This is a genomic window from Peribacillus sp. R9-11, from assembly GCF_031345095.1.
In the GTDB taxonomy this organism is placed as follows: Bacteria; Bacillota; Bacilli; order Bacillales; family DSM-1321; genus Peribacillus; species Peribacillus butanolivorans.
On the sequence record NZ_CP133764.1, the window covers coordinates 332266 to 345151 of the forward strand.

Below are 12886 nucleotides of genomic sequence, written 5' to 3' on the forward strand. Positions count from 1 at the left end.
AATAAAACCTACATTTATTTAGGTTATATGATTTTATTAATTAATGCGATATTTAATTTAATATAGATTTTATGGATTACCATAAATAGATAAATTAAAGTATAATTTATATATTCCTATCATTATACATAGTAAGAACTTTAGTAACGGATATGATAGAATGAATAAATGAAGAACCATACACATGAACAGTTTGAAATATAAGAATAAAGGGTGGAGTACACTTGATAATTTCAGATTTTGAGAATAAACACGAGATGATCCCTTATGAAGTGGGAGATTCAGTTCGGGTTCAGCAAACGTGCACGGAAGAAGAAGACTCAGAGAGTTTTTACTATATTAAAGAATTTGATAAGAAAAAAGGGGAGATCATGGAAGTAATCGTTCATCCACGTCTACAATATCGCGTAAGATTTGGACAAGCTGAAGCCGTTTTGTATCATGAGGAAATTATGCTTTAACAAGCATGGATAATTGATGAATGAAACGAATGAGAAATCCAGGAAGACAGGAGTGGTATAAAGTGGAATGGTATACCCAACAAGAGGTAGCCGATTTACTAGGAGTTTCCAAAGCAACGGTCTATCATTATGCAAAGCAGAAGAAAATTATTAAAATTGCGGATCCACATCGAATTCATAGAGAGGCACGATATGAAAAAGCGGAAGTGGATCAACTAGTGAATGAAAAGAAATTGCATCCTACGGGTATGAGGCCTACTGAAGTAGCAAAGAAACTAGGATTGTCTGTTCAAAGTGTCTATAAGTATATTCAAGAGGGGGTAATTAAAGCAGAGGTAGTACCATTTGGAGATGAGCGAACAATCTATGTCATATCTGAAACAGACTATGAAGAAGCGGCCGGATTACTGAAACCTTCTGAATCCCAACGCCCAAAACGATTTGAGTATTATCATTCTAGTCACGATATCGTCTTATTTCAAAAATTCCATTCAAGCAAGGTGCCTGAAGCACGTGTTTTACGGAATAAGGACCATGAATGGGGTTTTTACTTAGCCAATATTCAAAAATGGTTGCCATTTGATGAAGGGATAAGGGAGTATCAGTTAAAGCCAGTCTATCCCATTCATCAATCCACTTTGGAGTATAAAGGCTATGTAGAGCTAAAAATTCCGAAGGATGCCGTTATCCTTTATCCATTCGTGGATTATTTATATGAAACATGGGGAATGGAAAACATACGATTGAGAGAACAGGATCACACGATAGGGCTCTTCATTCGGGCGGGGGAAAGGCCATTAACGACAAAGGGTTTCTTTGCGGCGGATATCCTGCCATTTCTAATAAAAGGAGACATCTACAATGAAGAGGGTCACCTGATTTTTCGAAGTTCTTACCGAAAAACTAGTTTGGAACTACCTATTGATCTATTAGAAAGTATGACAGAGTTAGCTGAACAAGAAGGAATCAGTATGAGTAAGTGGGTAGAGCAAAAATTATCATCCATACTAAAATGATTTTAAATGAAGAAATGATTTGATTAAGGTCTTTATACCATCAAAGTCATTGCCCACCATTATATAGAGCTACTCAGAGGTGTCAGGATATACATTAAAAAAAAGAGACCATTTCATATCCTGGAAAGGAGCATGAAAGGGTCTCTTTCATTATTATTGTTTAGGCTGATGTTATATTTTCTAAGTTCCAATAACTATATATTATCGGAGCTTAGATATGTTGTAAAAAAAACTAATCCTAAGAAGAAGATTTAAGAGATATACAATGGGATATCGCTTAAAATAGTGTGTCTCTAAAAGCTTCTGTATTAAATCGTATGAACCATCATCCATAAAATAAAAGTTAATTTCGCTGTAGAGCGAATATCAGCATCAAAAATAAGACTTATAAAGGTAATCTTTACTCTATGAAGGATTTTTGAAAACATGCATTATGTAAAATTACAATTATTTTTCTTGTGTTTTAACTTTTTTTCTCATATAGGTAAGTTATTTTATTTTCATTCTTAATTTTGCTCCGAATCCTTTATGTGGCAGTACTCTATATCCCAAACCATGTGTATTTAATGTAGGAACTAATTTCTGCTTAATATCTTTAACTGCTTTATTCTCTCGTCCTCTTTTGTTATTTTTTGCTTCATGAAGATCTAATATGGTAGATTCTTTGGATATTTTTAGAATAGCTGAATCAATATCTGTTTGTAATCGGTTTCCAGGTGCTTTTGACATATCTAATATTTTAGTTCTACTAATTAAAAATAATTTATATCCATCAAATTTTCTATTTACAGTGTTATTCAGTTGTTTTAATTCATTTACCCTGTCGTCGTTATTGCCCATTTCATTTTCAATTTTTATGGCACTTTGAATAACTCCGTAATTTTTTTGTTCAAAATCGGGCGCTAAAAAACCAAAATGATGATACTTGTTTTTTTCGATATGCAAGGTTAAGTTTTCGCTTTTGAGAAAGTATTTAAGTACATCTAAGAAAAATTGCTCGAAAACTCTATTTAATTTTGGATAGTAAAAATAGTTAAAATTCGAATAAGTTTGTTCCATAATTTGATTTTTTATTTCGTTTAATTGACTGGTTAAAAATGAGTGTTCTTTGGAAATTTCATCTATTTCATGAGCTATATTTAATATATCTGAGTCATTGTAATTTACTATTTCTACGAATATAGAATCTAGATATGAAACAATGATATAGTTTAGTTTATGTAAAGTAGGCATTGAAATAGATTTTGATATAAAAAAGTTAATATATATTTCATTGCTTATTGGATTGATATCTACATCATAAATAATTTCAGTGAATTCGTTTAAAAGGGAAGCTAGTCTATTTTTAATAGTATTATAGCCATCTGTGTACATATCATTTTCTAAAGTTACTTTAGAATATGATATAAATTGAGGACTTTTGATTTTAACTAGTTCAGTAGTAAAAAGCAGATTATTAAATATTTCATTGAAAGTATATTTTGATTGTTCAAAGAGCTTTTTCATGTTCAGTGAGTATTCAGCTTGTCTACAAATAACATTAGAATTTAGATATAATTCGGTATATAAAGAATCAAATAACGAGCTGATTAATCCATTTTCTTTTGAAATAAATGTTTTTAAATTTAATATTGCTGACATTAAATCAACTTTTAGAGAAAAGTGAGAGTAATGACTGTCAATAGCAATTATAGACAGCTGTCTAATCATATTAAAAATATTCTTTAGTTTTTCAAGTTTATGTGAATCTACTTTATATTCATGTGAAAAGTTAGTTAATAATAAGGCTTTAAATAAAATAATAAATAAATTCTTAGATTTTCTTGAACCACATAAAGTATAAACTCTCAAAATACTCAGTACATAGTGAAGATTAGAGTAATCATTGTTTAATATGGTTTTCAATGCAAAGTCCCTTAAATCTTTATCTTTAATTTTATTTAATATAAATCTTCGCATTTTAGTATGGTTTAATAGATAATTCGTAAGAAACTTTTCGTCTCCTAATGTATTTTTTGCATGTCCTAAATTTGAAAGTAAAAACCAACTTTTTATAATAGCTTCACCATTATAAACAATACCATCGATTTTTATGCTGCCTAAGGCAATATCAGCATCGCCAGCATGTACTTTTCCAGTAATTTCAGTAATACCACATTGTAACATTAAGTAGTCCCAGCGACTATGAGAGACGTTATCGAATACAGATGAAATCAATCCTAGATGTTTTATAGTTTTTTGTCGCTCAATTTCGTCTATATTATTATAAAATTCGAAGGTTTGATAGGCACAATCAAAAAAATTAATATTCATAACTCCGAGCAATGGTACCGCTACTTTTTGAGTTGTTGTTTCCATTTATATACCTCCATATATTTATTGTATGCATTTAATTTTTTGATAGAAACTTAAAATAAATATAAAATCGTCAAATACCTTTTATGGTTAATTATAATGCGCTAAAAATTAAATTGTGAGTTTTTTCTACTAAAAAGAGATCCAAAAGTGTATTTATAGGAAATAATTGAACTGTCAAGGTTATAGATAACTATCAATGAGTAATTCTCCAAACTCAGTTCGAAAATATTAGTTTGATAAGGATTATATAAGTTTTAAGATGATTGAACAATTCTAATTTGAACTAGTTAAATGAAGCTACGAAGATTTCCATATATATCATTAGAACTACGAATATCTGAATGGACAAAAGTCAGCAGTGTATGATATGTATCGGTAAAATGTATAATAAGTAGCTAAATTATACAGAGTAGGGATATTGATATATATGATTCTTTTTCTTAGCTCCGTTTTTCATCTTAACACTGAAGCTGTTAAATTGTTGCTGGATAGAAAGAAAAAATAATTACTGAAGCCGGAAAATCGATATTTTATTAAGAAAAATCGATTAAAAATAAAAGACAGTGAGTTAAGGAGATGAAAAATTCTGATATATGCACTCTTGAATTAAATTTAGACAGAGATAAAATAGGAATGTGGAGGGATAGTTTCCACATTATCAGTCCCTGCAATATATATTGAAAAACATCGAATGATCAGTGAGATATGGGTTGGTAAGCTACTCCGTATTTACAGAACAATCAGTGTTTAGTAAGGCGATAGCGGAATTTGAAAACTCAATCTAAGGAGAGAGTATATGCAATTTAAAATTACTGGATATTTTAGAGACTTAAACAAATTAATACAATCTACACCTATGGTTATTCTTACTACAGATAATTGGAATGATTACGGATTCAAAACGCTTTTTCATATGAAGTATTTTGATGAGAACGGAAAGCAACATGAAATAGGAGACATTAAAATATTACATCAATCAGATTATGATTCTCGAAGTCTCTTACCTACTACTACTTTTGAGAAATTATCTAAAGAATTCTGTTCTTTAGGTCAAGACTTAGATTTTTATGAGATGGTAATGAAACTTGGTAAGGATAGGGGGATTGAAATACTTAAAAGTTTAAATGATGTAGTAATTTCAAGTGAGACTTATGAAAAATTTAAGGATTTAGAAGGTTTTAATAGTTCCTTAATAAGATATAGTGAGGCTGAAAAAGCATTAAAAGAAGCACACAAACTGTTTGAAGAAAAAGTTGTTGAAGAAAACAATTATAAATTTAAGTTTTCATATAAATTAAAGGCTGCTGAAGAACCTCATATTATTTCGTTTGATTTTTCAAAAGACAATGCTTTACCTAATAGAATAAATGCGATTATTGGTAAAAATGGTACTGGGAAAACTCAAATCTTAGCTAAAATTGGTGCAGTTGCGAGTGGATATGAAAAAGGAAAAGGACGAAATTTCATACCAGAAAGACCTTCATTTAGTAAAATAATTGCTATATCTTACAGTGTGTTTGATGAATTTGATAGACCTAAAGGTGATGGACAAACATTCAGCTATAAATATTGTGGAATAAGGGATAAAGAAAATAGAGTAATTTCTAATGGAGAAATAAGAAGAAATATTGTAGATAATTTAAAGGTGATTAAGAATAATAAAAAGTTAGAAATATGGCATAGTGCTATGAAAGAAATACTTGAATCTCAACATTCAAAGGCGCTGGATGCGCTTATAAATGATGAATTAGTTACTTTGAGTTCTGGACAAAGTCTTATCATATTAACCCTAACAGAGTTGATAGCAACTATAGAGCAAGAGTCGTTATTGTTATTTGATGAGCCAGAAAACCATTTGCATCCAAACGCATTGTCAAATTTGGTTCGTGTGTTAAATAACTTGTTAGAACAATTTAATTCATATGCGATAATCTCCACTCATTCTCCAATAGTAGTTCAAGAAATTCCATCTAAATATATTAATGTAATAGAGCGGTATGGTAGTGTACCGTTTGTAAGACCGATGCATATTGAAAGTTTTGGAGAAAATTTATCTAATATTACGAATGAAGTTTTTGATGTTGGAAGTACCGAAAGTAATTATAAAATGATACTTCAAAAATTAAGCGCTGAAATGTCGTACGACGAAATACTAGAACTATTTGATTTAGAACTAAGCTACAACGCCGTAATTTATTTAAATAAGTTATTTAGGGATAAAGATAAAAAATGAAAAATTTAAAGCCAATTGATAAAAATCCAATAAAAGTATTTGAAGGTATCTCCTCAAAATGTCATGGTCAAAAGAGGGGTGATTTGCTTAGTGAAAAGAGTAATATTCTGAGCAGGTATAAATACTATGCAGAGAATAAGACAAATTTAACAAATGTAAATATGCAAGAATATTCTCAAAAGCAGGATTTGAAAAAATATCTATTAGAATGTTATGGGGATAATGTAACACTAGATAAACTAAAAGTTGATATAAAAAATGCTCAAGAGATGCATTACAAAGCGATTTGTCCTTATTGTGGAATTAATTCTAGTGGAACATTTGACCATTATTTACCGAAGGAAGATTACCCAGATTTCGCAGTGCTTTCAATGAATTTAATTCCATGTTGTGAAAAATGTAACAGTATAAAAGGTGAAAGGTGGAAAGATAATAACGCATTGCTTTTTATTAACTACTACTATCATATAATGACAAATGAGAAGTACTTATTTGCAAATTTATCTTATTTAGAATCGACTAACGTACCCACTGTTACGTATCAAATTAAAAAAAATTCTGGAATTGAAGCGTCAATGTTTAACTGTATAATTTCACACTATACTAAGTTAAAGTTATGTTCACGGTTTGAAGAACATGCTAACGACAAAGTATCTGAGTTATATGATGAAATAAACTTGGCTTATGAGGAAGGGGAGAGTCTCGAGCAGCAAAAGAAGGATTTAGAGAGGGCATATAAGGTAAAGAAAAAACGAAAAGGGAGAAATGATTGGGAAGTAGCATTATTAGAAACGATTATAAATTTTGATGAATTCTTTTTAAAGATATATAACAAATAATCAATGAACTTTATTGGAAATATTCCTCGGATGCTTTGTTTCCGGTATATCGATCAATAACATACGGATTAGATGAAGCGACCAATGCTCCTGTTTATGGAGGATTTGATTTATCTACGGCCCAAGTGCCTGAGCGGATTTATGGCACTCAATCTCCCGTTGAATTTGATGCACAAGCCATACAAATATGAGATCAGCCATGAGAACTACTTTTTCCTCTCCCTTTGGTGGGCGATGGATCTTAGCCTTTTCGATGTTTACTCCTTCCAGAGAATCAAGATTATTTGAAACCCATGTAAGGCGTTGAGCTAGTGACTTTCTTCCTTCCTCAAGATATTCATCTGCTGATGATCGAACGGCTAGTTTAGTTTCCTTGAGACGAGTTTTTGACCACTCTTCTTTAGGAACAAGATACTCTTCAAAATCTTTATGAAGTCTACTACCGACTACGGATATGTCGCCTGATCGAATATGATTTTTCAACTCTGTTAGTGCAGCCATCTCATAATAGTGTCGATTTATTTACTCCATCTTCACCATAAACATGCTTTTTCCAACGATTAGGAATAAAATCTACTGGGGCATCATTTGGAATTTTCCTTTTACCAGATTCATTCATTTCATTTAGGGTCTTTAAGGCTTGCAATAGTGGCTCTGTACTTTGTGTAGAACGAAATTCAAAAGATTTAAGAAAAGTAGGAGTATATTTTCTTAGGTAAAAAAAACGATTTTCTAACAAATCTAGATAATCGTAATCCATCGGTCGGGATAATTTTTGTGCTTCTTCGACGGAGGAAACAATTTTATCCCATGGCATAATCATTTCAATAGCATTAAATGGATCAAGCCCTTCATTTCTTGCTTGAATAAGTGCTGCACCAATATCTGCAAAATGCACGACTTTTTCATTCACTGCTTTTCCATTTTTTTTTTGCATTTCCTCTTGTGTTTTACGGCCCTTAGATTGTAAAATCATCATTTGTCGATCATGAATTTCAATTGCTTGGTCAATTAGATCTTGGCTTAGTGTTACTAGATAGGCAACCAGAATTGCATATTTCTTCTTTTCTTTAAACCTTCGAAATAAGTGTGGTTCATACCGTGCTCCAATTCGAGATAATTGAAGTAACCGATTGGGATGGATTTGTTCTGTATTTATTTCTAATTTTAAATCTCGAATATATTCTAAGCGCTTTATTACTTTTAAAAAGACTTCAGGTGAAGATTGGCCGGGAAGTTCCCTCAGCCATGCTAAAGGGGTTTTTCTATTGTCTACAAAGGGATCTATAAGTTTATCTAACTTTTTTTTTTGCCATTTGGAAAGAGTACAAGTTAATGATTTAAAAATCCTTTCCTCAGCTGGTTGACGAGTTTCCCAAACAAGCCTTTCTATAGTAGTAATACCAGGGAGAATAATTTTCTGATTACGTAGTTCTTCTTGTGCTATACGAAGAAGATACATTGAATTTCCATTTTGCAAGGCATGATTCAAAAGAAACTGAGCTGCCTTGCGATAATTCCCTAAGGGAAAATTCTGATAACCATATACTTGACGGATTTCTTCCATATGCTCATGTTTAGTTGGCTCTCGTTGGGCATATAAAGAAAATGAATTAGGAGTAACATTTATCTGTCTAGCTATGTATTCGATTATGTAATCTGGAATAAGCCCAACATCTGAAAGGGACCATCCAGGATAGCGTAGAGCACATAATTGAACAGCAAAGCCTAAGCGATTATGATCTCTTCTGTGTCGTTTAATAATTTCAAGGTCATATTGTGAAAAAGTATAGTAGGTTTCTAGTTCACTTTCGCTCATATCATCTGGAATCCGTACAAATTCCGTTCGTTGATCTTCTGTTAGTAATTCTTTCCCTCTCATGCTACACCTCCTCGCTAGATATCTTTTTCTTTTCTAGATAACGATATAACGTTGTCGCTCCAATCCCTGTTGCCGTCTTAATTTGAGATAATGAGTAATCTTTGCTTTCATTCATTTTTATAGCAATTTCTATTTTCTTTAAATCAACCTTCGGTCTTCCTCCGTTTCTTCCCCTAGCTCTAGCAGCCGTCAATCCATCTTTCGTTCGTTCACTGATAATATCACGTTCTAATTCTGCTATGCTGGCCAACATTCTGAAAAAGAAACGTCCCATGGCAGTTGTGGTATCAATCTTTTCTTGTATGGAAACAAAATGAATTTCCTTTGATTCGAAATATTCCATAAGCTCAATAAGATGTTTGGTACTTTACCTGTACAGGATTGTACATAAATAATAAGCTGAAAATAGGAACAATTGTGAAGAACCAAGATCAAAAAATTATCATTTAGGATGTGTAGCGTGCTTAAACCATTTGAAAATATATCAAACCGTAAACTAAGAACCTTTGAAGAGTTATTTTATTTTAGAAACGAAACTCCGCCTGAAACATATAAACTACCTTTTGTTGTATATAAATCAATTCTCAATGATTACAAAAAAATTGAACTATTCAAGAAGCACCTTATTACAATCTCGCACGAGAATAATTTATCGAAAGACTTTTACAACATGGCTTTAAATTTTAAGAAAGCAGCTAGAGAAGCAGCCGAGTTTCTTGTTAATAGACCCAATATTGGTAAGTTAGATACGGTGTTTTTTGCGGTCACATATATGTATCGTCAAAGTATCGAATTAATTATGAAAGCCCGCGTCTTTCAATTAATCGAAGCAGCACAAGAGCGGAAAGAGTTCATGACAGACGCAGCTCATAATTTAAAAAAGATTTTTGAAGTTATCGAAGCCCGGACAGATGAAATGTACAAAACATCAGAATCGTTATTATGGCTCAAAACATTTATATCTAACATTTCAAAGATTGACCTATCATCCGATTCTTTCCGCTACCCATACCGTATAATAAAAGATCATTTATTTGAAACATATGAGTTTGAATATGTTTTTAATGAACGAAAGGACATATGCCTAGAAAAGCTTATCAACAAGCTTGATATTGCCTTTACGCTGATGCAAGAACAATACGAGTTAAATGTTTCTGGACTTTCTCTTCAATCAGATTGGGAAACAAACGACCATGAAATTGCCATTAATGAAACTTATTCAACAGATTTCCTTGAAGAAGGAGGCGATTACTACGCTAAAAGCGTCATAGGATACGAATATAACAAGAGTGAACTTTACCTTTATATTCAAGCCTATCAAGAAGCTGCGGACCATTTATACGTAAAGGCAGTTGAACAGGTTGTCAGTGGAAAGGAAAGCAATCAGAAATTAGCTGGAACCTTTTATCTTCCAATATGCTATCTGTATCGTAATGCGATTGAACTTGCTTTAAAAGACCTATGTTTTGTTACGTATGGATATACAGATGCTTTAGAGGTTATCTATACGAGGAAACATAAATTGGAAAGTATATGGAATCACATAAAGTGTCATTATCCCAAATATCTAAATATTGATATACCAACAGACCATAAAGAAGAAATCGACAAAGCATTGAAATTAGTGCATGAAGCTGATGCTACATCATCAAAATTCCGCTATCCGATTGATAAGAATTTAAAATATTATTATACGAATAACTCTCGAATTCATTTAGCATATGATTACTATAATTTACGACATTGCTTAAATATAATTGAGGGTTTAACTTATAAAACCAGAGATTATATAGATAGTATAGAGGTTCATTATGATTGAATATACATCACTTTGTCATGTTGACTCGCATTTTAAGGCAAACAAAAAGAACACGAGCAACAAGCGGGAAACTCGGGATTGAAAGAAATCGCTATAGCAGTAAACGATTGTTATAGGAAATATGTTTGAATGACGATTGCTGAAAATCAGCGTCGTTATTTTTTTGCGTAAAAACATAGTCGGAAGGTGGCGGAAACGGTAAGTCGTGCGTCTGACATATTAATGGCAGGAAATTTTCCGCGAAATAGTGCGCGGAAACAAGTAGGCATGCGGCATACGTAATCAGGAGGCAGAGAAACCTCCGTAAAATGTGCGCAGATTACTACCCTCGAGCCTATTATCTTTTAGATAGTTAATTTTTGATTAAAGGAGGAATCGAAATGGAAAACAGAAAGGTTTTTGACAAGCGCAACCCAACAAAAGGAGAACGCAATTTTATACCGTTACCCAGAGATGCCCGTCATTACGTTCACCATGAGCGTATGAGCGCAGAAAAGCTTTTTCTTTATGCATTAATTATTGACTACTATAATCCGATTGAAGGGTATGCGTTCCCTAGTATCGAGACATTGGCGTTTAAATACGGTAAGGCCCCGGACACAACGAGCCGACATTTGGATGATTTGAAAGCAGTGGAGTTGATACGGATAAAACCGTAAAGGAAATATGTGCAATTACAGGAGTCGGTCAGGCAGCGTTTTTTAACTGATTCGAGTTGGCTTTTATATCTGAACCTACGAAAATAGACTTTTAATTGGTTCAGTCTATTATTAGGATTTGTTATGTGAAGAGTAAAAAGTAGTTTACTGAGCGAAAAGACTAAGCTTTAGGTTTAAATTTGACCTATCAAACACCCGGAACAAATTCTAAAAGTACGTATGACCTAACATTACTTTCCGTTATATTTATGGCCCACGGTATGTTTTAAGTGGCCAATCACTAATTTATAGCAATCTTGTAATTCTGGAGACATTTTTTCATTCTTAACTAACATTCTTAAGGTCTTTTCAGTTGTAGAGACTACTTGGTGTTTAATTGGCTTAGTTTGTTGTAGCGACATTTTATTCACTCCTTTTCTATATATTATGGACATCTATCAAATTACTTAAACTCGATATGCAAAAATTACATTACTTTGTACGAGGAAAACCGAATACTTGGTTTTGCTAATATAAAAATTCCGTGTTAATAAACAAGAGTTGTTTCTTATTTAAACACAATTGAAATTATGTTCAAAAATAAATAAAGCGTTTTCATTTATCAGAAAATTACTTATAATCTAAATATGAAATTAATTTTAACGAGTGAACATAATTTCTCAGAAGGGAGGATGAAATGTACTCAAATGAAGAAATGATTGTAATAGCAAAGATGTATTATGAGATGAACCTTACACAGAAGGAAATAGCAGAAAAACTAAGCTATTCAAGACCAACGATAAGCCGGATTATTGATGCGGCGTTTAAAGCAGGGATTATTGATGTCAAAATAAATTACTCACTCAATTCAGTTCAGGAGTTAGCAAATAAGATAAAGGAAAAGTATAAATTAAAAAAAGTGTTCGTTTTACCAGTTTATGTAGATGAAGTCCCACTCATTCAAAATGATATAGGCAAAGCGGTTGCAGGATATTTATATGAAATCTGTGAGAGTTACTCGATTTTAGGTGTTTCTTGGGGGACATCCATGAGTTACGTTATTCCTCATTTAAAGGAAAAAAAATTACCCTTTATGAAAATAGTTCAATTAAATGGGGGAATAGCTAAGAGTAACTTTTCCACAGGATCAGGGGCGCTGCTTGAAAAGTTTTCAGAGGCGTTTTCTGCCGACCATTATCTCTTACCCGTTCCATCCATTGTGGATACTTCAATTATAGCTGATTCAATTATGACAGATTCTAGTATTGAACAAGTATTAAATCTCGGTAAAAAAAGTAATATTGCGGTATTTGGAATCGGGAATGTGTCATATGAATCAGTTCTCTATAAAGGTGGGTATTTTAAAGGAGATTCGTACGAAACATTAATGAATCAAAAAGCAGTAGGCGATATTTGTTCAAGGTATTTCTCGTTGGCGGGGGAAATTGTCGATAAAGACTTGAACAAACGAACCATTGGGCTAGAGTTAGAAGAATTACGAAATAAAGAGTTTTCAATCGCCTTAGCTGCAGGCAAGTCAAAAGCCGGGAGTGTAAAAGGAGCTTTAAATGGAGGGTATGTAAACGTACTTTTCATAGATGAAGAATTAGCAAAAGAAATAGTTTAATTTAAATGGGGGA

9 protein-coding genes and 2 pseudogenes are annotated in these 12886 nt (G+C 32.3%); 7 read left to right on the forward strand and 4 right to left on the reverse strand.

Going from position 1 to position 12886, the window contains the following annotated elements; translation table 11 throughout:
* Positions 1-224 precede the first annotated feature (224 nt).
* A complete protein-coding gene (locus RE409_RS29420; protein ID WP_309559450.1) occupies positions 225-461 on the forward strand; it encodes a hypothetical protein in 237 nt (78 codons plus the stop codon).
* Positions 462-481: 20 nt separating this feature from the next.
* Positions 482-1477 (forward strand): helix-turn-helix domain-containing protein, encoded by a 996-nt coding sequence (locus RE409_RS29425; protein WP_309559451.1) that lies wholly within the window; start codon positions 482-484, stop codon positions 1475-1477.
* A 489-nt stretch (positions 1478-1966) separates the two neighbouring features.
* Here the strand turns inward: RE409_RS29425 and RE409_RS29430 are convergent, their stop codons facing one another.
* Positions 1967-3835: a hypothetical protein gene (locus RE409_RS29430; protein ID WP_309559452.1), complete on the reverse strand. Its 1869-nt coding sequence runs from the start codon at positions 3833-3835 to the stop codon at positions 1967-1969.
* Positions 3836-4631: 796 nt separating this feature from the next.
* Between RE409_RS29430 and RE409_RS29435 the strand changes: the two genes are divergently transcribed.
* Together RE409_RS29435 and RE409_RS29440 are read left to right on the forward strand one after the other, a co-directional pair.
* A complete protein-coding gene (locus RE409_RS29435; protein WP_309559454.1) occupies positions 4632-6068 on the forward strand; it encodes an ATP-dependent nuclease in 1437 nt (478 codons plus the stop codon).
* Positions 6065-6907, forward strand: a complete 843-nt coding sequence (locus RE409_RS29440) for an HNH endonuclease (RefSeq protein WP_309559456.1) — start codon at positions 6065-6067, stop codon at positions 6905-6907. Before RE409_RS29435 ends, RE409_RS29440 begins: the two co-directional genes overlap by 4 nt.
* A 234-nt stretch (positions 6908-7141) precedes the next feature.
* Here RE409_RS29440 and RE409_RS29445 read toward each other — a convergent pair.
* Positions 7142-8789: pseudogene (locus RE409_RS29445) on the reverse strand (DUF4158 domain-containing protein); the annotation flags it as partial.
* A 1-nt stretch (position 8790) separates the two neighbouring features.
* Positions 8791-9156: pseudogene (locus RE409_RS29450) on the reverse strand (recombinase family protein); the annotation flags it as partial.
* 93 nt (positions 9157-9249) lie between these two features.
* Between RE409_RS29450 and RE409_RS29455 the strand changes: the two are divergent.
* Together RE409_RS29455 and RE409_RS29460 are read left to right on the forward strand one after the other, a co-directional pair.
* Positions 9250-10608, forward strand: coding sequence for a hypothetical protein (locus tag RE409_RS29455; RefSeq protein ID WP_309559458.1), 1359 nt, complete (start codon positions 9250-9252; stop codon positions 10606-10608).
* Between the two features lie 380 nt (positions 10609-10988).
* The gene (locus RE409_RS29460; RefSeq protein WP_309559460.1) at positions 10989-11267 is read left to right on the forward strand and encodes a helix-turn-helix domain-containing protein; all 279 of its coding nucleotides are present in this window, start codon (positions 10989-10991) and stop codon (positions 11265-11267) included.
* A gap of 230 nt (positions 11268-11497) precedes the next feature.
* On the opposite strand, the gene RE409_RS29465 is transcribed toward RE409_RS29460, so the two are convergent.
* On the reverse strand, positions 11498-11668 hold the full coding sequence (locus RE409_RS29465) for a hypothetical protein (protein WP_309559462.1): 171 nt from the start codon (positions 11666-11668) through the stop codon (positions 11498-11500).
* A 275-nt stretch (positions 11669-11943) separates the two neighbouring features.
* Between RE409_RS29465 and RE409_RS29470 the strand changes: the two genes are divergently transcribed.
* Complete coding sequence (locus RE409_RS29470) at positions 11944-12873, forward strand: sugar-binding transcriptional regulator (protein ID WP_309559465.1); 930 nt, start codon at positions 11944-11946, stop codon at positions 12871-12873.
* The last annotated feature ends 13 nt before the right edge of the window (positions 12874-12886 follow it).